This window comes from Kribbella sindirgiensis (assembly GCF_004331435.1).
Lineage (GTDB): Bacteria > Actinomycetota > Actinomycetes > Propionibacteriales > Kribbellaceae > Kribbella > Kribbella sindirgiensis.
Window position 1 is genome coordinate 210,153 of record NZ_SJKA01000013.1, and the last position, 21,689, is coordinate 231,841.

A 21,689-nucleotide genomic window follows, 5' to 3' on the forward strand; every position below is an offset into this window, starting at 1 on the left:
ATGGCACGGGCGATCTGGAGCGGATACATCAACTTCGGCCTGGTCTCGGTACCGGTCGGGTTGTACAGCGCGACCCACGAGCACGAGATCGACTTCCACCAGTTCCAGAAGGGGACGTCGGACCGGATCCGGTACAAGCGCGTGAACGAGCGCACCGGCCGCGAGGTCCCGTACGAGAAGATCGTGAAGGGTCACGACGTCGGCGGCGGCGAGTACGTGATCGTCGAACCCGAGGAACTCGACGACATCGCGCCGGGCAAGTCACGGTCGCTGGAGATCGACATGTTCGTCGACCTGGACGAGATCGACCCGATGCACTTCCAGAAGAGCTACTACCTCGGCCCGAAGGATTCCGAGAACGCCTCGTCGTACGCGCTGCTCCGGGACGCGCTGGCGAAGACGAACCGGGCGGGGATCGCGAAGTTCGTGATGCGCGGCATGGGGGTGTCTGACGGTTCCACGCCGTAGCGAGGAGGTGCTCGGTGCGGTAGCTCGGCGTGCGGGGGCGAAGGTCTCGATGCGGAGCATCGTGGCCTTTGCACCCGTGCGGCGAGGTGCCGTGCCGAGTGCCCCGCAGTAGGCGTGGAACCGTCAGACACCCCCATGAGTACCTGGCGACGATCCGGGCGGACGAGAAGGTTCTGGTGCTCGAGACGATGTTCTTCGCCGACGAGATCCGCGATCCGGACGAGGAGCTCGGCGACCTGCCGCGCAAGGCGGGCGCCGGCAAGCAGTTGTCGATGGCGGTCGACCTGATCGAGGCGATGAGCGGCGAGTGGAAGCCGGCGGCGTACCGGGACACCTACACCGAGCGGGTCAAGGAACTGGTCAAGACCAAGCATCAGGGCAAGGAGATCGTCTACTCCGAGGAGGAGCCGCAGGCGACGAACCCGACCGACCTGGTCGCCGCCCTCCGCGCCAGCGTCGAGGAAGCCCGCAAGTCCCGGGGAGCGCGGAAGAAGACGCCGGCCAAGAAGACCACAGCGAAGAAGAAGACGGCCGCGAAGAAGACCAGCCGGAGCCGGAAGAAGGCAGCCTAGTTGTTGGGGTTGCCCAGGAGGTAGTGGCCGGGGTTGGCGGGAGCGCCGGCCTCCAGCCAGCGGTGGAAGCCGTCGGGGTTGCGGCGTTCGAACTCGTCGAGGCAGATGCGGCGGACCTCGGCGACGGCCTGCCGGTCGCGGAGGTCGGCGCCCTGGGTGAGCTGCGTGGCGGTTTCGGACCAGACCCCGCAGAGCTCCTCGATGGACAGCGGACACTGCAGCGACGCGATCAACTGCTCGTCCTCCGCGACCTGAATCTCGCTCAGACGCACCAGCTTGCGCTGCTTACGCGACGGGCGCAGACGCGGGACCCGATCCGGTACGGCGAACTCGATCAGCACGAACAGTGCGGCCAGGATCAGCGCCGTCACCACTCCGAGTGCACCCCACGCGAGCAACCGCACCAGCCCCGGCAGGCACAACACCGCGACGGCCGCAGTGCCCGCGACCAGGACCGCCGAGCCGTACGGCGCATCGTCCGTGACATGCCGGACCACCGCGGCCAGCGGCCAGACCAGCACGAACACCACCACGAGCAGGATCGACGCGGCGAGCGGACCGAGCAGGAGTACGCCGGCGAGCGCGCCGGCCGTCCCGACTCCGAGACCAGCCGCGATCCCCACCCGCCGTACCCAGGAAAGCTGCATCACCAAGGCTCACTCACCGTCACCACACCCCACAGAGTCCCCCTCGCAGCTAGAACGAACAACCCCCAAGCGCGGTTCCCCGGACCGGCGGGGTGACCTGTTCAACCCGTGGGCGGAGCTGTATTCGGCGAGGCGATCCCGGATCATGGATGAAATGAGGACCTTCGCCGAACGCGTCCGCGGCCTCGCCCCGGCCCCGTGGGAGCACGACGCAGAGCTGCTCCGCGGCCTGTACGACGCTCAGCTCGGCAGCCGGCACGCGGACCTCGCGGCCCGCTGGATGCAGTCCCAGGGCACCGGCTTCTACACGATCGGCTCGGCAGGTCACGAGGGCAACGCGGCCGTCGCCGCCGCCCTGGAGCCGACCGACCCGGCCCTGCTGCACTACCGGTCCGGCGCGTTCTACCTGACCCGCGCCGCCCAGTGCGGCTCGAAAGAGGGCCTGCGCGACATCCTGCTCGGGGTCGCCGCGGCGACCAGCGAACCGATCGCCGGCGGCCGCCACAAGGTGTTCGGCCGGCACGAGCTGTCGGTGATCCCGCAGACGTCGACGATCGCCTCGCACCTGCCGCGGGCGATGGGCGTCGCGTTCTCGATGAACCGGTCGGCGAAACTCGGCGTACCGTCCCCGTGGCCGTCCGATGCGATCGTGGTGACCAGCTTCGGCGACGCGTCCGCGAACCACTCGACCGCGACCGGCGCGATCAACGCGGCCCTGCACGCGTCGTACCAGGGTCTGCCGATGCCGTTGCTGCTCGTCTGCGAGGACAACGGGATCGGGATCAGCGTGCGCACCCCGGACGGCTGGATCCGGCAGGCGTACGGTTCGCGTCCCGGCCTGCGGTACTTCGACGCGGACGGCACCGATCTCGACGCGGCCCTGTCGATGGCGCGCGAGGCCGCGACCTTCGTACGACGGAATCGCCGGCCCGCGTTCCTGCGGTTGCGCACGGTCCGCCTGCTCGGCCACGCGGGCTCCGACGTCGAGACGGCGTACCGGTCTCCCGCGGAGCTGGCCGCGGACGAGGAGCTCGACCCGCTGCTCGGTACGGCGCGCTACCTGCTCGGCGCCGGCTACACCGCCGACGAGGTCATCGAGCTGTACGACGAGAAGCACGCGGAGGCGCTCCGGATCGCGGCCGAGGTCGCGGGCCTCCCCCAGCTCACCTCGCCGGAAGTCGTCGCCGCGCCGCTACGCTTCCCTTCACCTGATGCGGTCGACGCTGCGTTGCCGCAACGTACGCCTGCTGCAGAGCCGTTGACACTCAGCCAGTCGATCAACCGCGCGCTCAGCGACGTACTGGCGTCGTACCCGGAGGCGATGGTCTTCGGCGAGGACGTCGGTCGCAAGGGCGGTGTGTACGGCGTGACGCGCGGACTGCAGAAGGCGTTCGGGCCGCCCCGCGTCTTCGACACGCTGCTCGACGAGCAGTCGATCCTGGGGCTCGCGCTCGGGGCCGGTGTCTCGGGTCTGCTGCCGATTCCCGAGATCCAGTACCTCGCCTACCTGCACAACGCCGAGGACCAGCTGCGCGGCGAGGCGGCGTCGCTGAAGTTCTTCTCGCAGGAGCAGTACGCGAACCCGATGGTGCTGCGGATCGCCGGCTACGGGTACCAGAAGGGCTTCGGCGGCCACTTCCACAACGACGACGCGATCGGCGTGCTGCGGGACATCCCGGGGATCGTGATCGCCTCACCGTCGCGTCCGGACGACGCCGCCGCGATGCTGCACGCGTGTACGGCGGCGGCCCGGTCGTCCGGCACCGTCAGCGTGTTCCTCGAGCCGATCGCGCTCTACCACCGCCGCGACCTGTACCAGGACGGCGACGAGCAGTGGCTGGCGCCGTACCCGTCCGAACCGGTGCCGATCGGGCGCGGCCGGACGCACGGCGACGGGACCGAACTGACCATCGTCACGTTCGGAAACGGCGTTCCGATGAGCCTGCGGGTTGCGGAACGGGTTTCCGGAATACGTGTTCTGGATCTGCGCTGGCTGGCGCCGCTGCCGGTCGAGGACTTGTTGCGTGAGGCAAACATCACCGGACGGGTGCTGGTCGCGGACGAGACCCGCCGGTCCGGCGGCGTGTCCGAGGGCGTCCTCGCCACACTGATCGACCACGGGTACACCGGCCGGCTGGCCCGCGTGACGAGCTACGACTCGTACGTCCCGCTCGGCGCGGCCGCGCACGACGTACTGCTCAGCGAACAGACCATCGAAACGGCGGCCCGCGAACTGCTCAGCTGAACAAACGCTGCCAGATGGACTTCTTGCGCGGGCGGTGCTCCTCGGTGCGCGGCGGAAGCGGGTCGCGGGCAGGGCGTTCCATCCGCCACTGGGCGATGACCACGTCCTCGTCCACCGGTCCCGTCGGTACGACCGGTCCGGTGGTGTCGCGGATGCTGAGCCGGATCCGCTTGTTGAGGTCGGCCAGGTACTCGCGGACCTCGGTCTCGCGGCGCATCCCGCGCACCTTCTCGTGGACCTGCTGCTTCTCCTTGCGGAGCAGGACGGCCGGCGGCAGCAGCGCCTCGGTCTCGACGTCCTCGCGACGGATGAAGTCCTTCACCCACCAGTCGGGATCGTGCTGGTCCGCCAGCTTCAGTGGTTTGCCGGCACCGGGCAGGTCGTCGAACTCGCCCTGGTTCTGGGCGAGCTTGATCTGCGACTCGACCCACTCCTGGTTACTCATCCCCGGTGGTCTGCGCTTGGTCATGGCCACACCTCGCCTGTCGTCGTCGACAGCTTCTCCGTCCGCACAGAATACCGGCTTGTGAATGCAATCACAAGGCATACTTGGTGCGTGCGGCTGACCGACGAAGAGATCGCGGCGATGACACCGCAGGAGCGGCGGGAGCTCATCCTCCGGCTCGCCCCGCGACCGGCCGGGCTGCCGTCCCGGCGGACGATCGACCGGATCCGCAAGTGGCGGACGGTTCTGATGCTGGTCTGCGTAGCCGCCCTGATCCCGTGGACCGTGTACCTGGCGATCACCCTGCCCAGCCACTACGTCGCGCGGAACTGGGTGGCGACCTGGGTCGGGTTCGACATCCTGCTGCTCACGATGCTGGTGCTGACCGCGCTGGCCGGCTGGAAGCGCAAGCAGTTCGTGTTCCCGACGGCGTTCGCGTCCGGCGTGCTGCTGATCTGCGACGCGTGGTTCGACGTGATGACCAGCCAGCGCGGCGGCGACCTCACCCAGGCGCTGCTCAGCGCGTTCCTGGTCGAGTTGCCGCTGGCCGTCGTACTGATCGCGGGCCCGCTCCGCCTCCTCCGGTACGTCGCTGTCCGGCACGGCATGATCCACCCCGGATCCCACCTGTGGCGGATGCCGATCCCGATCCCCGACCTCTACCCGGACCAGAAAGTGCCGCCGCCGACTTAGGGTGGAGACCCACTACGAGGAGGTAGCCGTATGGCCGGTGAGGTGCTGTCCGTTGTCGGTGGCGAGCGCGTGGCGGAAGCGGTACGGCGTACCCCGTCGACCAACCCGGCACGGTTGAGCGATGTCGTCGGGACGGTCGGCAGCGCCGGGCCGGACGTGTTCGTGCGGGCCGCCGAGGCGGCCCGGTCCGCGCAGGCCGCCTGGGCCGCGACCCCGGCACCGCAGCGCGGCCAGGTGATCTCGAACGTGGGCCGGCTGATGACCCTGAACAAGGAGCGGCTCGCGGCACTCGTCACGCGGGAGATCGGAAAACCTCTGGGTGAGGCGCTGGGCGAGGTGCAGGAGATCATCGACACCTGCGACTTCTTCCTCGGCGAGGGCCGTCGGCTGTACGGCCAGACCGTGCCGTCGGAGATGCCGGACAAGCAACTGTTCACGTTCCGGCGCCCGGTCGGAACAGTGGCCGTGATCACCGCCGGAAACTTTCCGGTCGCCGTTCCGTCCTGGTACCTCGTCCCGGCACTGCTCTGCGGAAATACCGTGGTGTGGAAACCGGCGGAATATTCCGCGGTGGTTTCCGACGCGTTCTACGAGATCTTCGCGCATTCCGGCGTACCGGCCGGGGTGTTCAACGTGGTGTACGCCGACGGCCAGGACACGTTTTCCGGACTGGAGCAGGCGTTGGCGGCCGGGCTGATCAACAAGGTCGGGTTCACCGGATCGAGCGCCGTCGGCACCCGGATCGGCGAGTTGTGCGGCCGGCACCTGCAGACGCCCTGCCTGGAGCTCGGTGGCAAGAACCCGATGGTGATCACCGAGGACGCGGAGCTGGACCTGGCCGTCGAAGGCGCACTGTTCTCCGGCTTCGGTACGGCGGGACAACGGTGCACCTCCTTGGGGACGGCGATCGTGCACCGGTCCGTGTACGACGAATTCCTGGACCGCTTCGGGCAGGCGACCGCGGACGCGGCGATGGGCGACCCGACGCAGGACGTGCTGTTCGGGCCGTTGCTGGACGAGAAGTTCGCGGCCGGGTTCGAGAAGTCACTGGGGTGGATCGCGGCGCACCACCGGGTGATCGGCCGGACCGGCCGGGTCACCGCGGACAACCCGCGGGCCGGGTTCGTCGGCGATCCGGCGGCCGGGCTGTTCTACCACCCGACGATCGTGGCCGGGGTGCGGGCGGACGACGAGCTGTTCCTGAACGAGACGTTCGGGCCGGTCGTGGGAGTCACGCCGTACTCGACACTCGACGAGGCGATTGCTCTGGGCAACAAGTCCGGGTACGGGCTGTCCAGCTCGATCTACACCACCGACCCGAACAAGGCGTTCCGGTTCGCGCAGGGGATCTCGGCGGGGATGGTGAGCGTCAACAACTCCACGTCCGGCGCGGAGGCGCACCTGCCGTTCGGCGGGAACGGGAAGTCCGGCAACGGCTCCCGGCAGAGCGGGGTGTGGGTCCTCGACCAGTTCACCCGCTGGCAGTCCATGAACTGGGACTACTCAGGCAAACTGCAGAAGGCCCAGATGGACACCGAGACTGTCGAGGCCGATCTGACCTTCCAACTCCAGTAATGCGCTGTCAGATTTGGGCACTCGGATAGGTGACGGCTCGCAGGACCTTCGCGGGTGCGCCGGCCGCGACGGAGTACGGCGGAATGTCCTGCGTGACAACGCTGTTGGCGCCGATCACGCACCTCTCGCCGATCGTCACGCCGCTCGTGACGACCACGTTGGCCCCCAGCCAGACGTTGTCGCCGATCCGCGTCGGCCCTTTGGAATCGAACCCCTGCCACGGCACCGGCCGATCCGGATCGTCGTACCGATGATTGGCGTCCGTCACGAAACACCCGTTCGCCAGCATGCAGTGCGAGCCGATCTCCACCAGGTCGAGCGCCGCGACCATCACCGCGATGTTCAGGAACGTCCCCTCGCCGATCCGCACGCGCCCCTCGTCGCCCGTCGTGATCCACACATTGGGCTCGAACATCGTGTTGGCGCCGACCTCGAGCCGACCGTCCTGCAACGCCTCCAGCACGTTCCCGTGCAACGGCCACCGCGCGAACGCCTCGCGCCGCATCAGCTCCCAGTGGATCCGGCCCCGGTTCCACGGCAACGAATTCCGCTGGTACCAACGCCACTTCTGCGCCCAGACCTTCAGTTGCCCACGAAGCTCCTCCACAGTCGCCAGGCTACGCGGCGGCCCGCGTAATAGCCTGATGTGTCATGGGACCGGATCTGCCTGAGTCCGCCGACGTAGTGGTTGTCGGCGGTGGGGTGATGGGGACGAGTATCGCCTTCCACCTGGCGGAGGCCGGCGTACAGAACGTGCTGTTGCTGGAGAAGGGGCAGCTCGGCTCGGGATCGACGTGCAAGGCGGCGGGCGGGGTACGGGCGAACTTCTCCGACGAGGTGAACATCGCGCTCGGTGCGCGCAGTCTCGAGGCTTTCGCACGGTTCGGTGTCCGGCCTGGACAGGAGATCGACCTGCATCGGGTCGGGTACCTGTTCTTGCTGGACAGTGCGGAGCAGGTCGAGCATTTCCGCGAGAGCACCGAGCTGCAGAACAGGCTGCAGGAAACCGCTGGACGGCCGACCCGGATGATCTCCGTCGACGAGGCCGTGGCGCTGGCGCCGATCGTCGCGCCGGACGGCCTGGTCGGGGCCTGCTTCTCGCCGACCGCGGGACATTGCACGCCGGAGTCCGTCGTACTGGGCTATGCGTCGGCCGCCCGCCGGCTCGGGGCGCGCCTGATCACCGGCTGCGAGGTTCTCGGGATCGATGCGGTGGGCAACCAGATCTCGATGGTGCGGACCAACCGCGGCGAGGTTCGAACCGGGACGGTGATCTGTGCTGCGGGCGCCTGGTCCGCGCAGATCGGGGAGCTGGTCGGAGTCGATCTTCCGGTCGTCCCGCTGCGGCGGCAGATCGTCGTCACGGAGGCGATCGCCGGTCTCCCAGCCGGGTTGCCGATGACGATCGACTTCGGTACGACGTTCTACTTCCATCGCGAAGGCCCCGGGCTCCTGGTCGGCATGTCCGATCCCGACGAGGAGCCCGGGTTCCACCTGAACCGGACGGAGACGTGGATCCCGCGGCTGACCGAGGCGATGGCACGACGCGCGCCCTCGCTGCTGGACGTTGGGCTGAGTGGTGGATGGGCAGGTCTGTACGAGGTGACACCCGATCACAACGCCCTGATCGGCGAGGCGGACACCACGTCTCGTTTCCTCTACGCGACCGGCTTCTCCGGCCACGGCTTCCTCCAGGGCCCCGCGGTCGGCGAGGTGATCCGCGACCTCTACCTGCGCCGCGAACCGTTCGTAGACGTCAGCCCCCTGAACGCCCGCCGCTTCGACCACTCCATTTCCCGCGCCGAGCGCAACATCGTCTGATGACCCTCCTCCTGACTCGCTCGGACATCCTGCGGTCACTCCAGCTCCCCGCTGTCCTCGACGTGCTGCGCGCCGGATTCCGCGAGTCCGCCGACATCGAACCGCTTCGGATCCGCACCGACCTCCCCGGTCCCGGTACGGCGACAGCGCTCTTGCCTGGGCTGATCCCCGGCATCCCGGCCTACACCGTGAAGGTCAACGCCAAGTTCCCCGGGGCATCGCCCGCGTTGCGTGGCATCGTCTGCCTCCACGATCTGACCGATGGCTCGCTCCTTGCCGTCCTCGACAGCTCGACAGTTACTGCCTGGCGTACCGGCGTGGCGGCCGCCCTCGCAACCGACGTACTCGCAGGCACAGGGGTCGTCGGAGTGATTGGCGCTGGATCTCAGGCTGCGATGACCGTCACCGGGCTGGCCGCCCTCAGAGCGGTCGACCGGCTCGTGGTGCACGACCTGGATCCCGAACGGGCCGCGGAATTCCTTGTGCAGCAGGACATTCCGGTCACGGTTGCGAGCACCCCGCAGGAGGTGGCCGCGGAGGCGGACGTCATCGTGCTGGCCACCTGGTCCCGGGAGCCGCTCCTCACGGCCCGCGATCTGCGGCCCGGTCTCCACCTCACCACCTTGGGTGCTGACGAGCCGGGGAAGCTTGAGCTGTCCGCAGATCTACTCACTGCCGCACGGGTGGTTGTCGACGATCGCACGCTCGCCGCACAGATGGGAGCCTTGGGCAACGTCGGCCTGCCGACCGACGCTGCAACCGCGACGTTCAAAGAGGTGCTGACCGGTGTCGCGCCGGGACGCCGGTCAGCGGACGAGGTCACCGTGTACGCGCCCGTCGGACTTCCGTGGCAGGACCTCGCGATCGCCTGGCCGGTGTATCGGTCCGCGGTCGGACGCGGCCGGACGATCGACTTCCTGAGCTGAGCCCGCTCTGCCTGCAGCTCGACAGGTAGAGCACCGGTGAGACACCGTACGCAGGATCACCATCACGCTCAGGTGCACTACTCAGCCGACCGATACCTCCTGTTCAACTGCCGATGCATGCTGCCTGCGCGGGCATCAGTTGACGACGGCGCCGGCGGTGAGGTTGAGGGCGGTGCCGGTGATGGAGGCGGCTCGGTCGGAGGCGGCGAAGGTGGCGATGGCGGCGACGTCGGCCAGGGTGGCGGCGCGGTTCAGCATGGTTTGGGCGGCGGTCTGCTCGGCGATCTCGCGACGGAAGTCCTCCGGGTAGGTGTCCGGGTTCGACTCCGGGATGCCGTTGGTCTGCAACGTGATCACCCGGATGCCGTGCGGACCGAGCTCACACGCCAGGCTGCGACGCAACGCCTCGACGGCGCCGAACCCCGCCTGGAACGCGCCGAGGTTCGCCATCGGGTCGCCGTTCCCGCCGAAGGTCAGGATCACGCCGGATCCCTGCTCGACCATGCGCCGGGCGGCCGCGCGGGACGTGAGGTAGAAGGTCCGCAGCATGTTCCGCACCGGCCCTTCGACGTCGGCGAGGGACATGTCGATCAGCGGCGTACCGAAGTGCTGCACGTGACCGATCAGATTGAACGAGATGTCGATCCGGCCGACCGCGGCGGCGTGGTCGTCGACCGATCGTTCGTCGAGGGCGTCGACGACCGCGATCTCGGTCTTGCCGCCCGCGGCGCGGATCTCGTCCGCGACCTTCTCGAGGCGTTCCGCCGTCCGGCCGGCCAGGTGGACGGTCGCGCCTTCGGCCGCGAACGCCTTGGCCACGGCGCCGCCGATCGGGCCCGCCGCGCCGTACACGATCGCCTGTTTGTCGTTGAGCATCATGAGTGGGCCTCCTCGGCCAGTTCGGTGACGAGGTCGTCGAGTTGCTGCATCGAGACGCGGATACCGCGCTCCATGCCGCCGTCGACGTACTGGTCGCGGTCCTCGACCGCGAAGAACACGGTGTTCTGCGTCAGGGTGGTGACCCCGTCGGCCTCGTCGAAGGTGATCAGATTCAGGTAGACGGTTCCCGGCGCGTGGTCGAACTCGTACGTCTGCACGATCCGATCCGGCGTCGGCTCCCCGTGGTACAGCCCGTGGAACACGTAGCCCTTGCCTTCGTCGTCGTAGTGCGTCCACCGCCAGCGGCCGCCGTGCCGCGGGTCCAGCTGGTTGACGATCAGCTCGAGCCCGGCCGGGCCCAGCCAGCGCTTCACCAGGTCGGGCTCGGTGTACGCGCGGAACAGCAGCTCCCGCGGCGCCCGGAACTCCCGGACGATGACGACCTGCGGCACGCCCGGCTCCGCGATGACCTTCACGACTCCTCCTTGAGGTCGTCGAGCAGATCGTCGAGACGGTCGAAGCTCTCCGCCCAGTAGGCGCGGTAGTCCATCAACCAGCCGACGGCCGCGCGGAGCGGTTCGGCCTCGAGGTGACTGAGCCGGGCCGTCGCGCGTTGCGAACGGCTGATCAGCCCGGCGTTCTCGAGCACCTTCAGGTGCTTGGAGACGGCCGGCTGCGACATGCTGAACGGCGCCGCGAGCTCGGCGACCGTCGCGTCCCCGTGCTTGAGCTGGGTCAGGATCGCCCGGCGGGTCGGGTCGGCGAGCGCCGCGAAGACACCGGTCAATCTGTCTTCATAACCAAGTGGTTTCAGAACCATATGGTTAAGGATGGGCGTGGACGGCCCGGTTGTCAACAGGGATCAGGGCGTTTGCTCCCAGTTGGCCGGATCACACCAGGCCGGGTCGATGCCGCGGTCGATGCAGTACTGCCGAAGGAGTTCGTCCCGCGTCGACGGGCGACTGGTCGGACGGGACGGCCTCGCGGTCGGCGTACTGGTGGTCGTGCGGGTCGGCGTGGGCGTGGGTGTCGGTGTGGTCCGCTCGGTCGTCTTGGTCGCGGTTGGCTTCTTGGTCGACCGGCGGCTCGGCGGGGGCGTCGGACTTTTGCTCGGCACCACGATCGTCCGCGGCACGAGCGGCGGAGTAGACGTCGTCCGCGGTACGGCGGGACTCGTCGAGCTGACCGCCGGACTCGGCGATTCCTCGACGAAGGTCACGACCGCCGAATCATCCGGTCCGTTGAACTGGCCGATCATGAGCACCGCCCAGAGGTTGACGCCGGCGAACACGATCATCGCCGCCCCCGCGGCGTACGCAGCCCGGCGGGACGGAGCGCCGTACCGCCCGATCGGGCCGAGGACCGGCTCACCCTTGGCGTCGACCCAGAACCGCCAGTCCTCCGGAGCCGGCGGCCAGGACGGATCCGGGCGCCAGGTCTTCGGCGGGATCCAGTTGCGCCGGGGCGGTGAAGGCCAGCTCGGCGGCACCACGAACCGCTTCAAGAGAACTCCTCCACTCCACCGACGCCGATCCCCCGCACCAGGCCAACGACACAGCCCCCACGCGGGCTACTTGCGACTTCACCACGATCTGCGTGTCGGCTCGCTTTTTCGATCAACCCCTTCGTGGAGGTGGCGCTTAGTCAGGTTAGGCTTACCTACATCTGACGCCTTTCGGAGGAACCAGCCGCCATGGCTCTGCCCCGTATCCGGTCCATCGCGGCCGTCGCGATCGCCGTACTCGCCCTGAGCACCGGACTCGCCGCGTGCAGCCAGGACGACACCAAGAACTCCGCCGCGAGCACCGGCGACACCGCCGGATTCCCGGTGACGATCGACCACCTGTACGGCTCGACCACGATCAAGTCCAAGCCACAGCGGGTGGTGACACTCGGCGGCGGCGACATGGAGGCGGCCATCGCGCTCGGCGTCGTCCCGGTCGGGGGCGCCGACTGGTTCGGCAACACGCAACTGCGCGGCTGGGTGAAGTCCGCACTCGGCGACCGGCCGGCCCCGAAGCTGATCCAGTCCTACCAGCCGAAATTCGAAGAGATCGCGGCGCTCAAGCCGGACCTGATCCTGTACGTCAACACGATCAACGACAAGAAGGAATTCGACACCCTGAACGCGATCGCGCCGACGATCGCAGCACCGGCCGGGACCAAGAACGTGTACGGCGTACCGTGGCAGGACCAGGTCCGCGAGATCGCGAAGGCGACCGGTACGTCGGCCGCGGGCGAGCAGGTCGTGAAGGACACCGAGACCCTGCTGACCGACACCGCGAAGGCCAACCCGGAGTTCGCCGGCAAGGTCATCACCGCCGGCGTGTACTCGGCGAACAGCCTGAACGCCTGGCTCCCGTCCGACCCGCGGATGCGGCTGCTCACCGCACTCGGGTTCAAGACCAACCCGCAGATCGACGCGATGGAGAACGGCGACTTCTACGTGAAGATCTCCCCCGAGCTCACCCCGAAACTGAACGCCGACGTGATCTTCATGGCCGCCCTCGACGGCGCCGGCAAACTCGACCCCGCGGTCGTCAACGACAAGATCTGGAACGCCCTACCAGCAGTCAAAGCCGGCCACGTCGCCTACTGGGGCGGCGCCCCGGTCATCAACACCGCCACCCCCAGCGGAGAATTCTCCAGCGCAATGTCCATCGGCGGCCCCCTAGGCATCAAGTACGCCGTACCCAAACTGACCCCAATGCTGAAGAACGCGCTAGCCGGAGAGCGCTGAACGCCTCTTGTGACCGATGTGTGGGTGGTTGGCGCGGCCGCCCGGCAAACCCCGTCGCTGCTTGGGCTCCCCAAACCAGTTCGGGGAGCCCCACACCCCAAAAACGGCAGGTGATCGTCCCCAAACCGGTTTGGGGAGCGCTGTACCCCGGAAGATCGTGGCGGGGCAGGTGTGGCTCTGCTCTGTTGCCCGGTCCAGGGGCGAACCCTGAACAGCGGGGAACAAGGTTGCAGATCGCGACGGTTTCTTTCCCGACAAGACAGCACCGGGAACAGGCAATGGCGGGTAGGCACCTGGTATTGCCTGTCCCCAGTCACCATTGCCTGTTCCCACTCCCCACCGGTCGGCGGCCGCCCGTGGAGCAGACGTCGGCGGAACGCCTGCCCTGGTCGGGATCGCGCCGAGTCGTGGCGTTTGGTTCGCCCCTGGAACGTCGAGTCGTGGATCGAGGCTGCGTTCGGCCGCCGATACCCACGACTCGAAGAAACGCGGGTGACTGCAGGTCGCCGGGACGGAGACAGCGGCTGGAGCATCGGTTAGAGCACTGCAGTGAGGAGTCTCGTCAGGTCCTCGCCGAAGGGGCGGTCGGTGTTGATGGGGGGTACGACGGTGTCGACTGACTGCATCAGGGCTTGGAGGCCGGTGGGGATGTTGCGGGGTGAGAGGGTGAAGGCTTGGCGTACGGCGAGGAGTTCGCAGGCGGTTGTTTCGCGGGTTAGGCGGATGGCTTCGGCTAGGTTGCCGACTGCTTCCCAGGAGAAGGTCTGCACGTCCTCCTGGCCGTTGGACGTCTCCGTCGTACTGATTGCTGTGGGCAACGACAAACGGCGGAGCTGGTGGATCGTCGCGACCGCGCGTTTGTGGACTGCTACCAGGCCGGCTTGAGGACCTGGGTCGTGGGCGAGTTGGGCGGTGAGGCCGGTGACGGCGGGGTCGAGCAGGCGGTGCAGGCGGGCCGCTGAGACCTCGGCGGCATGGGCCAGCGCGACCGTCAGATGGTCGCACTGCGCGGCGAGATCGAGCCCGTGAAAGCCGGCGGTGCCGACGAACTCGCCGTCGAGGTACGCCGGTGAGTCCGTGACACCGGTGAACGCCCGATCCACCGCGTCATCCAAATGCTGCAGGGTCCGCCGAGCGTGGGCGTTCACGTGCCCCGCGACCCGGAACGACACCGGCGCCTGCAAACTGCGCGGCTCCGGCTCGGGCCCCGCCAACTCACGAAGCCGTGCGAACTCGAGGCCCAGTACGTCGTCCCCGCGCGCCGCGGCCGCCTGGTACGGGTCCCGGTTGGCGCCGACGACAGCGATCGCCCCGGCTGCAACGGCGCTGAGCTGATCCGCCAAGCGGTGCGCTCTGGTGGCGTGGAGCGCGGCCCGGCCGGTCGCGCCGGGGATGCCCGCCAGCAGGGCGATGCCTTCCTTAGGCCCGGGATCCAGGGAGGCGAAGGCGTGGGCGAGCGGGATGATCTCGCCTGCGGATCCGGCACCTTCGGCGGGGATGTTCGGCAGCGGGCCGTTGTTGATGAGGGCAACCAACTGGTGGAGCAGTTCGATCGAGACGGCCGCGTCGCCGGTGAGAAAGGTTCTCAGGCGGCCGATCAGGACGGCGCGGGCTTCGTCGGGCGGGAGCCAGGGCGGGCCGCCGACGGCTCTGCCCAACAGGAGGTTGCGTTGGTGGACCCGCTGCTCGTCTTCGGTCAGGCGGACCTTGCTCAGGTTGCCCATGCCGGTGTTGACGCCGTACACGGGCCGGCCGGAGCGGAGGGTGTCGAGGGCGGCGGCGCGGATCGCGGCCAGGCGGTCGAGGAGGGCAGGCGCGAGCTCGATCGCAGCCGGGCAGGCGGGATCGAGGTCCGACGCTCCGTGGATCAGCACAGGCTCGGTCATCAGTGGAACCGGAGCATGGTGCCGAGGTCGGCGGCTTCGGCTCGGCGGTGGATCAGGTGGGCGATGGCGACGTCCAGCAGGGACAGGCCGCGGTGCCAGAAGAGGGTGCGTTCGGCCTCGTTCTCGCGGCCGGGTTTGCGGCCCGCGATGATCTCCCCGATCTCGGCGTACAGCGTGTCCGGCGACAGCCGCCCGCTGTCCACGTGCCGGCGCAGCGAACCGAACCGCCCGGACTGCGCCTCCCGCCAGTCGTCCACGACCACCTTGTCGATCAGGTCGAGCAGATCGAGTTCGACCGCCGACACCGTCCCGTACGGTACGACGAACGCGCCCGGCCGGACCGTCGACGTACGGAGCAGTGGCTCGGGCTCGGTCAGACGGGTCGCCTCGACGAGTACGTCGGCGCCGTCGAAGGCCTCCTCCGCGGTCGCGCACACCCGGACCGGCGTGGCGAGTTCCGCGGAGAGCTCCGCGGCGAACTTCTCCCGCGATTCCGGCCGCCGCGACGTCACCCGGATCTCGTCCAGGTCGAGCAGGTCGTCGAGCATCGTCACGTTCCACCACGCCGTACCGCGGGCGCCGGCGTGCGCGAGGATCTTGCTGTCCCGGCGGGCCAGGTGGCGGGCGCCGACGGTCGTCATCGCGCCGGTACGGGCCGCGGTGATCATCGTCGCGTCCAGGACCGCGAGCGGTACGCCGGTGGTCGGGTCGAAGAGGGTCGCCATCGCAAGCTCGCTGGGCAGACCCTTCTGGTAGTTCGGGACGAAGTCGCCGACCACCTTCACGCCGCTGATGCCGTGCTCACCGAGGCCGTCGAGGTGCCCACGGAGGACGTTGAAGTGGCCGATCCCGCCGTTGTTCGGCATCAGGTGCATGCGCGGCTCGAAGCTCGTCCGGCCCTCGCCGTGCTCGCGGACCGCGTCCTCCACGGCGTCCACGATCTCCAGCCTGGTGAGCCCCAGTTCGTCGATGTCGGGGCCGCTGAGGAAGCGCAGCCAGATCCCGTCCGTCACGTGGCTCCTTCGGTTGCCGTCGGTCGATACTTTAGTTTCCGGCCGTCACGCTACGTTCGGTCCATGGGGTCTACGACTGCGGATCGCACGGTGATCGGCCACTCCGCCACGGACAAGGCGGTGCTGTTCGGCGGGCTGCCGCTGGCCGGGCTGGTGCTCGGGTTCTTCCTGCCGCGGATCGCCGACTGGGCGGCCGGGCGGGACTGGGTACCGTTCCAGGGTCCGCTGAAGCTGATCGCTGCCTGGGACAGCTGGTGGGTCGTGGTGATCTGCGTGGCCGTCGGGCTGGCGGGCGGCGTACTGCTGGCGGGGATGGCGCTCGACGACACCTTGAAGGTCACGATCACCAGTCAGTCGGTCGAGTTCCTGAAGAACCAGAAGACCGTGACGGTGCCGCGGGTGAAGGTCGCGGTGGCGTTCCTGGACGGGAAGGAGATCGTCCTCCAGGACGCGGCGTCGCGCGAGCTGGCGCGGGAGAAGCACGACCAGCTGAAGTCCGAGGCCAAGAAGATCCCAGCGGCGTTCCGGATGCATGGTTATCCGTGGTCGGACTCCGGTGACCCGCATGAGTCCGAGTTCAGGCGCTGGGTCGAGGGGGATCCGGATGTCTCGCCGGCCGCCAATGCGCTGCTCCGGGCTCGGTCCAAGGCGTTCGACCAGGGGGACAAAGGGAAGGCCGACCTGCGGGAACTCCGCAACGACCTGTCCAACCTCGGCTACAGCGTGAAGGACAGGGACAAGAAGCAGTACTGGCGGGCGGTGCCCTAGGCGTCGAGTAGGTGGAGGACTGCTTCGGCGTAGGCCTGTTCGGCGTCTTCGGAGGTGTGCGTGCTGTTGGTGAGGGTGACGCGGTAGCCGTCGGGGGTGGATTCGAGGGACTGGAAGTACGCGCCGAGGAGAGCGCGGAGCTGCTCCTCACGTGGAAGCCACACGACCTCGCGTTGCTCGATGCTGTCGAGGGCCCACTCGGTGGTGCCGTTGAAGCCGATCACCTTGCTGCCCTGGTAGTCGTGCACCTCGACGGTCATGTCGCTCACCACGAACACGTCGTCGTCCATGTCCCGGTCCGGTACGACGAAACGATCCCCGGCCGCCGGTGTCCACAGCACCCCAGCCTTGCGCAGTCGTCCGGCCTGCTCCATCGTGATCACCCCTCCATCCTCCCCACGGCACGCAAACCCCGCAGGTCCACGCGCGCCGCGACCACCGAGGAGGACGCAGAGTCAGCGGGCGAGGGCGGTGCGGAGTTCTTCGGCGCGGTGGGCGATCCGGTCGCGGCACTCGGTGGTGAGCGGCAGATCGATCAGTGCGGTCGCCTGCAGATGGCTGAGGGTGAACTCCTCGCGCAGACGTCGTACGGCGGTCGCGCGGTCGCCGGAAGTCCGCAGTACCGCTGCCACCTCGTCACGACGTTCGAACGCGGCCAGTACGCCGTCGTAGATCTCCAGCTGCGTGTGCGCGGAGCGATCCGGCTCCGCCGTCGTCCGCTCGGCCCGGTCCGGAGCGTTGTCGCCGGTCCGGATCACCTGGCGCCACAAGGCGGGTACGGCGAGCCGGGCGCGGGTGTAGCGCCGGGTGAGAGGCTGTGCGTAGGTCATGGTCATCTCGGTTCCCCCTTGTGATCAATCTGCCTTGGCCACCGCGTGCGGTTCCCGCGGCGGGCACTTCTTGCCGGGCGTTGTGAGCGCCTCGAAGTGCCAGGGTTCGTTGTCGTACCGGCGGCACACGCCGTACCGCCAGCCGTTCTTGTTCAGCCAGGTCATGGCGGCCGCCGGACCGATGTCGACGGCCTTGCCCTGCACGTGGGCGGAGTACTTCGGCGGCAGCACCCAGCGCGTCGCCAGCTTGTACGACCCGTACTTCTTGATCGCCTCGTTCAGCAGGCGCTGCTGTTTCGCCGCGCTGCGCCGGCCGGAGGTGATGCTGATCCGGACGCCGTCGGCCTTCGCGGCCGCGATCGCCTTCGTCAGCCGTGACTTCAGCTTCGGCGACAGCCCGTCGATGCTCTCCTCACGCGACACCGGCGTCGGCTTCTTCGTGGGCTTCTTGGAGGGCGTCGTCGTGGTCTTCGGCGGCGTGGTCGGCGTCGTCCGGGTCGTCGGACGGCGGGACGGCGTCGGGGTCACCAGTCTCGTGGTGGTGGGCGGGCCGCCGATCGCGGGCGCGCCGACGGTCGACACCACCGGCTCCTTGTCCGCACCCAGGCCCAGCACGTCGCCGACCTGCGCGTGCCACAGCAGCAGCGCCCCGGCGACAGCACCGACCCCGACCACACCGATCACGGACAGCAACCGCGTCCGCGTCGCACCACTCCGACGCGGCGGCAGCTCGTGACTCATGGGGTACAGCCTTTCGGATCAGGGCGGTGGGCGCATCGGTCCCAGGGACCGTTCTCACGTCCCATCTGTAGCCCCTGAGTATCAGTTCGGACGCCGAGCCTCCTCCAAAAGTTGGAGAGACCGCCCCTCCGGGCAGATGAAGCTTTGGCAAACAGGGTCTGACTACGCTGGGCGACATGATGGGAGTCTGGCGCCGATTGTCGCAGGGGCAGCAGGATCTGCTGCTCGCGGCGCTCATCGGGCTGGTCTGGTTCGCCGTACTGAACCTCATCAACGGCACCGGTCTGCGCCCGCACAACCCGGCCGTCTCGGTCGTCACGGGCGTCTTTCTGGTCGCCACGGTCGCCCTCGTACGGCGGATTCCGCGCACGATGCTCCTGGCCGTCTCGGTGCTGTACCCGTTCCTGTACGCCGCCGCGGGCACCGGTCTCGCGGCGCAACTCGGGCTCACGATGTTCGGTCAGCCCGAGATCAGCGACGCGGCGCTGCAGTCGGAGATCCACCTGGTCCCGCTGCTCGTCGTCGGGTACCTGGCGGCGTCGGCCGGCGTCCGGCGCTTCACGTGTCTGTTCTTCACGATGGGCAGCCTGGCCGGGTTGATGATCGGGCTGCCGGCCGTGGTCGCGATCGTCCTCAGCCACGTCAACCGCGACATCCTGCGCGGCGATCGGTACCAGAGCCTCCCGCGGGACGTGCCGAGCCTGTACTCGTACATCGACGTGTCACTGTTCGTGTTCGCGGAAGCACTGATCTGCGGAATGGTGCTGCTCGGCGCGGACGCCCGCCGGCGCCGGAAGTCGGTCGCCCTGCTCGAACAGCGGAACGCCGAACTGGTCCGGCTGCGCGCGGTGGAGGCCGAGCGGGCCGCGGTCGCGGAGCGGACCCGGATCGCCCGCGACCTGCACGACGTGATCTCACATCATGTGAGCGCGGTGGTGATTCGGGCACAGGCGGCGGACCGGGTCGCCGACGAGCGGCCCGAGGTACTGCGGGAGGCGATCCGCTGGATCATTGCCAGCGGCAAGGAAGCGCTGACCGCGATGCGGGAGACCGTCCGGGTGCTGAACACCGCGTCGCCGCAGGTCGCCGGCGACACCGGGTCCGGCGGCGGCACCGCGCCGGTGCCGGACCTGGCCGATGTGGCGCGGATGGGTGAGCGGCTGAAGGCGGTCGGGATCGACGTGACGATGGAGCTGCCGCCACGGCAACGACAGCTCACCTCGGCGACCGACCTGACCGCGGTCCGGATCATCCAGGAGGCGCTGACGAACGTGATGGTGCACGCCAAGGCGAGCGCGGCGCGGGTGACCTGGCAGAGTGGACCGCAGGGCGAGCTGCTGACCATCGACGACAACGGCAACGGCGGGCCGCCGCCCGTGAACGTGCTGGAAACCGCGCGCCGCAAGGAGAGCGGTCGCGGCAACGGACTGATCGGGATGCGGGAACGGGCCACAGCGGTCGGCGGGACCCTCGCCGTCGCGGCCGGCCCCCTGGGTGGATGGAGAGTGCAGGCGTGGTTACCCCCGCAGAACTGACTGGAGCCGGCGGCACGGACAGCGGCCCGATCCGGATCCTGGTGGCCGACGACCAGGGCGTTATCCGGATGGGCCTGGCGATGATCCTCGACCACGAGCCGGACCTGACCACGGTCGCGCAGGCCGAGAACGGCGAGGAGGCGCTCCGGCTGATCGAGCAGCACGACCCTGACGTCGTCCTGATGGACATCCGGATGCCGGTGATGGACGGGCTGGTCGCCACCGAGCGGATCACGACCGCGAACCGGGAGGCCGGCCGCGCGCGTCCCGCAGTACTGGTGCTCACCACGTTCGACGACGAGGCCTACGTACTGGCCGCTGTCCGCGCCGGGGCGTCCGGGTTCCTGCTGAAGGACACCGACCCGGATCTCCTGGTCTCCGCCGTACGGGCGGTGCATCGGGGCGACTCGCTCGTCGATCCGGCCTCGACCCGCGTGCTGCTCGAGCGCTGCATGGAGCTGGAGCGTCAGGTCGACGGCGGTACGGCGATCAGCGCGCCGGCGCAACCGGATGCGCGCTGGGCCGGGCTGCTGTCACACCTCAGCGAACGGGAGCGCGAGATCCTGGTCTGGATGGCCCGCGGGCTGTCCAACCGGGACCTGGCGACCAAGCTGTTCGTCAGCGAGACGACGGTCAAGACCCACGTGAGCTCGGTGCTGTCGAAGCTCGGCCTGTCCAGCCGGGTCCAGGCCGTCGTGGTCGCCTACGAGGCCGGAGTCGTCCGGCCCGGCGAAGCGGATGTGCGCTGGGAATCCTAGGTAAACAGCACGATCCCTACCGCCACCACGGCAAGCAGAATCACGACGGTCACAGCTTGGCTCAGCACCGACGCCTTCTGGCGCCGGGGTAGGAAGTCCCCAGTCATGCTTCAAGAGTTGCTCGCGGATACGCCGTACCCATCGGCCGTCAGGATGGTTCCGGTCTACTACCTGAGGATGAGGCCGCGCGGTGCAGCCGGTCGGCCAGTGCGGTGAGGGCGGCCGACAGCTCCGGTGCGTCGATGACCTCGAAGTCGACGTCCAGCAGTCCGAGGTAGAGGCTGAGCATGTGCGGCGTGTCCGAGCCGACCTTGATCTGGCAGCGGTCCGGACCGAGTTCCTCGATGTCGACGGGCAGCGGGAGCTTGGCGCGGACGACGGCGGCGGGCGCGTACAGCAGCACGCGGGCGTGGTACCGCCAGGTCGCGGTGCCGACGCCGCGCTGCAGCCTGGCGGTCACCTCGGCCTCCGGCAGTTCCCGGGGCGTGAACCGCGGGCCACCGGGGATCTTCGGCGTGATCCGGTCGACCCGGAACGTCCGCCAGTCGTCGCGCTCCGGATCCCAGGCGATCAGGTACCACCGGCGTCCCATCACGACCAGCCGGTGCGGCTCGACCTCCCGGCGGCTGGCCCGCCCTTCGTGGTTCGCGTAGTCGAAGCGCAGCCGGTGCTCGGAGCGGATCGCGGCCGCGATCGCGACCATCACGTCCGCGTCGACCGACGGCCCGGTGCCGGGTACGGCGAGAGTCGCCGACTGCAGCGCGCTCACCCGGTGCCGCAGCCGGGGCGGCAGGACCTGCTCCAGTTTGGCGAGCGCCCGCATCGAGGTCTCGCCGATCCCCTCCACCCCTCCGATGGCGGCCGTGCGCAGGCCGATCGCGACCGCGACCGCCTCCTCGTCGTCCAGCAGTAGCGGCGGCAACGCGGCTCCGGCCCCGAGCCGGTAGCCGCCGGCGAGTCCTGGCGCGGCTTCCACCGGATACCCGAGCTGCCGCAGCCGGTCGACGTCGGTGCGGATCGTGCGGGTGGTCACGCCGAGCCGCTCGGCCAGCTCAGGACCGGCCCACAGCGCGCGGGCCTGCAGCAGGGACAGCAGCCGGAGCAGACGAGCCGATGTGTTCAGCATTTCTCCAGGATGGCGGACATT

At 68.9% G+C, this 21,689-nt stretch carries 24 protein-coding genes; 11 read left to right on the forward strand and 13 right to left on the reverse strand.

The window, feature by feature from the left end; genetic code table 11:
• Both ku and E0H50_RS44020 read left to right on the forward strand, forming a co-directional pair.
• On the forward strand, window positions 1-468 hold the full coding sequence (ku, locus tag E0H50_RS31260; protein ID WP_238151435.1) for a non-homologous end joining protein Ku: 468 nt from the start codon (window positions 1-3) through the stop codon (window positions 466-468).
• Between the two features lie 98 nt (window positions 469-566).
• On the forward strand, window positions 567-1,040 hold the full coding sequence (locus E0H50_RS44020) for a Ku family protein (protein WP_238151437.1): 474 nt from the start codon (window positions 567-569) through the stop codon (window positions 1,038-1,040).
• Here E0H50_RS44020 and E0H50_RS31270 read toward each other — a convergent pair.
• The gene (locus E0H50_RS31270; RefSeq protein WP_131294313.1) at window positions 1,037-1,687 is read right to left on the reverse strand and encodes a hypothetical protein; all 651 of its coding nucleotides are present in this window, start codon (window positions 1,685-1,687) and stop codon (window positions 1,037-1,039) included. The genes E0H50_RS44020 and E0H50_RS31270 overlap by 4 nt on opposite strands.
• 154 nt (window positions 1,688-1,841) lie before the next feature.
• Between E0H50_RS31270 and E0H50_RS31275 the strand changes: the two genes are divergently transcribed.
• Window positions 1,842-3,932: a thiamine pyrophosphate-dependent enzyme gene (locus tag E0H50_RS31275; RefSeq protein WP_238151446.1), complete on the forward strand. Its 2,091-nt coding sequence runs from the start codon at window positions 1,842-1,844 to the stop codon at window positions 3,930-3,932.
• Here E0H50_RS31275 and E0H50_RS31280 read toward each other — a convergent pair.
• A complete protein-coding gene (locus tag E0H50_RS31280) occupies window positions 3,925-4,401 on the reverse strand; it encodes a DnaJ family domain-containing protein (protein WP_131294317.1) in 477 nt (158 codons plus the stop codon). The two genes, E0H50_RS31275 and E0H50_RS31280, sit on opposite strands and share 8 nt — an antisense overlap.
• A gap of 87 nt (window positions 4,402-4,488) precedes the next feature.
• Between E0H50_RS31280 and E0H50_RS31285 the strand changes: the two genes are divergently transcribed.
• Window positions 4,489-5,070, forward strand: coding sequence for a hypothetical protein (locus E0H50_RS31285; RefSeq protein ID WP_202868402.1), 582 nt, complete (start codon window positions 4,489-4,491; stop codon window positions 5,068-5,070).
• Window positions 5,071-5,100: 30 nt separating this feature from the next.
• The gene (locus E0H50_RS31290; RefSeq protein WP_131294319.1) at window positions 5,101-6,645 is read left to right on the forward strand and encodes an aldehyde dehydrogenase family protein; all 1,545 of its coding nucleotides are present in this window, start codon (window positions 5,101-5,103) and stop codon (window positions 6,643-6,645) included.
• 7 nt (window positions 6,646-6,652) lie between these two features.
• On the opposite strand, the gene E0H50_RS31295 is transcribed toward E0H50_RS31290, so the two are convergent.
• Entirely contained in the window at window positions 6,653-7,252 is a 600-nt protein-coding gene (locus E0H50_RS31295) for an acyltransferase (protein WP_131294321.1), read from the reverse strand.
• Between the two features lie 44 nt (window positions 7,253-7,296).
• Here E0H50_RS31295 and E0H50_RS31300 point away from each other — a divergent pair, with 44 nt between their 5' ends.
• Entirely contained in the window at window positions 7,297-8,466 is a 1,170-nt protein-coding gene (locus E0H50_RS31300; RefSeq protein WP_131294323.1) for an NAD(P)/FAD-dependent oxidoreductase, read from the forward strand.
• Complete coding sequence (locus E0H50_RS31305) at window positions 8,466-9,392, forward strand: ornithine cyclodeaminase family protein (RefSeq protein ID WP_131294325.1); 927 nt, start codon at window positions 8,466-8,468, stop codon at window positions 9,390-9,392. The genes E0H50_RS31300 and E0H50_RS31305 overlap by 1 nt, the downstream gene beginning before the upstream one ends.
• A gap of 135 nt (window positions 9,393-9,527) precedes the next feature.
• On the opposite strand, the gene E0H50_RS31310 is transcribed toward E0H50_RS31305, so the two are convergent.
• From E0H50_RS31310 to E0H50_RS31325, 4 genes are all read right to left on the reverse strand, one after another.
• Window positions 9,528-10,271: an SDR family NAD(P)-dependent oxidoreductase gene (locus tag E0H50_RS31310; protein WP_131294327.1), complete on the reverse strand. Its 744-nt coding sequence runs from the start codon at window positions 10,269-10,271 to the stop codon at window positions 9,528-9,530.
• Window positions 10,268-10,747, reverse strand: coding sequence for an SRPBCC domain-containing protein (locus E0H50_RS31315; protein WP_165547353.1), 480 nt, complete (start codon window positions 10,745-10,747; stop codon window positions 10,268-10,270). The genes E0H50_RS31310 and E0H50_RS31315 overlap by 4 nt, the downstream gene beginning before the upstream one ends.
• Window positions 10,744-11,058: an ArsR/SmtB family transcription factor gene (locus E0H50_RS31320; RefSeq protein WP_238151447.1), complete on the reverse strand. Its 315-nt coding sequence runs from the start codon at window positions 11,056-11,058 to the stop codon at window positions 10,744-10,746. Before E0H50_RS31320 ends, E0H50_RS31315 begins: the two co-directional genes overlap by 4 nt.
• A gap of 75 nt (window positions 11,059-11,133) precedes the next feature.
• Window positions 11,134-11,775, reverse strand: a complete 642-nt coding sequence (locus E0H50_RS31325; protein ID WP_131294333.1) for a hypothetical protein — start codon at window positions 11,773-11,775, stop codon at window positions 11,134-11,136.
• A 189-nt stretch (window positions 11,776-11,964) separates the two neighbouring features.
• On the opposite strand from E0H50_RS31325, the gene E0H50_RS31330 reads away from it, so the two are divergent.
• Window positions 11,965-13,011, forward strand: a complete 1,047-nt coding sequence (locus E0H50_RS31330; protein ID WP_131294335.1) for an iron-siderophore ABC transporter substrate-binding protein — start codon at window positions 11,965-11,967, stop codon at window positions 13,009-13,011.
• Window positions 13,012-13,547: 536 nt separating this feature from the next.
• Here the strand turns inward: E0H50_RS31330 and E0H50_RS31335 are convergent.
• Entirely contained in the window at window positions 13,548-14,897 is a 1,350-nt protein-coding gene (locus E0H50_RS31335; protein WP_131294337.1) for an aromatic amino acid lyase, read from the reverse strand.
• Complete coding sequence (locus tag E0H50_RS31340) at window positions 14,897-15,910, reverse strand: ornithine cyclodeaminase family protein (protein WP_131294339.1); 1,014 nt, start codon at window positions 15,908-15,910, stop codon at window positions 14,897-14,899. The genes E0H50_RS31335 and E0H50_RS31340 overlap by 1 nt, the downstream gene beginning before the upstream one ends.
• Window positions 15,911-15,973: 63 nt before the next feature.
• Between E0H50_RS31340 and E0H50_RS31345 the strand changes: the two genes are divergently transcribed.
• Window positions 15,974-16,678 carry a YqeB family protein gene (locus tag E0H50_RS31345; protein ID WP_131294341.1) on the forward strand — a complete coding sequence of 235 codons (705 nt, stop codon included), beginning with the start codon at window positions 15,974-15,976 and terminating at the stop codon, window positions 16,676-16,678.
• On the opposite strand, the gene E0H50_RS31350 is transcribed toward E0H50_RS31345, so the two are convergent.
• The 3 genes from E0H50_RS31350 to E0H50_RS31360 form a co-directional block, all read right to left on the reverse strand.
• Window positions 16,675-17,052 carry a pilus assembly protein CpaE gene (locus tag E0H50_RS31350; RefSeq protein ID WP_238151457.1) on the reverse strand — a complete coding sequence of 126 codons (378 nt, stop codon included), beginning with the start codon at window positions 17,050-17,052 and terminating at the stop codon, window positions 16,675-16,677. The two genes, E0H50_RS31345 and E0H50_RS31350, sit on opposite strands and share 4 nt — an antisense overlap.
• Window positions 17,053-17,133: 81 nt before the next feature.
• Window positions 17,134-17,514 (reverse strand): hypothetical protein, encoded by a 381-nt coding sequence (locus tag E0H50_RS31355; RefSeq protein WP_131294345.1) that lies wholly within the window; start codon window positions 17,512-17,514, stop codon window positions 17,134-17,136.
• Between the two features lie 18 nt (window positions 17,515-17,532).
• Window positions 17,533-18,249: a M15 family metallopeptidase gene (locus E0H50_RS31360; RefSeq protein ID WP_131294347.1), complete on the reverse strand. Its 717-nt coding sequence runs from the start codon at window positions 18,247-18,249 to the stop codon at window positions 17,533-17,535.
• Window positions 18,250-18,425: 176 nt separating this feature from the next.
• Here E0H50_RS31360 and E0H50_RS31365 point away from each other — a divergent pair, with 176 nt between their 5' ends.
• Together E0H50_RS31365 and E0H50_RS31370 are read left to right on the forward strand one after the other, a co-directional pair.
• Complete coding sequence (locus tag E0H50_RS31365; RefSeq protein ID WP_238151448.1) at window positions 18,426-19,784, forward strand: sensor histidine kinase; 1,359 nt, start codon at window positions 18,426-18,428, stop codon at window positions 19,782-19,784.
• Window positions 19,763-20,542: a response regulator gene (locus E0H50_RS31370; RefSeq protein WP_272948535.1), complete on the forward strand. Its 780-nt coding sequence runs from the start codon at window positions 19,763-19,765 to the stop codon at window positions 20,540-20,542. Before E0H50_RS31365 ends, E0H50_RS31370 begins: the two co-directional genes overlap by 22 nt.
• 148 nt (window positions 20,543-20,690) lie before the next feature.
• Here the strand turns inward: E0H50_RS31370 and E0H50_RS31375 are convergent, their stop codons facing one another.
• Window positions 20,691-21,668 carry a helix-turn-helix transcriptional regulator gene (locus tag E0H50_RS31375; RefSeq protein ID WP_131294351.1) on the reverse strand — a complete coding sequence of 326 codons (978 nt, stop codon included), beginning with the start codon at window positions 21,666-21,668 and terminating at the stop codon, window positions 20,691-20,693.
• Window positions 21,669-21,689 lie beyond the last annotated feature (21 nt).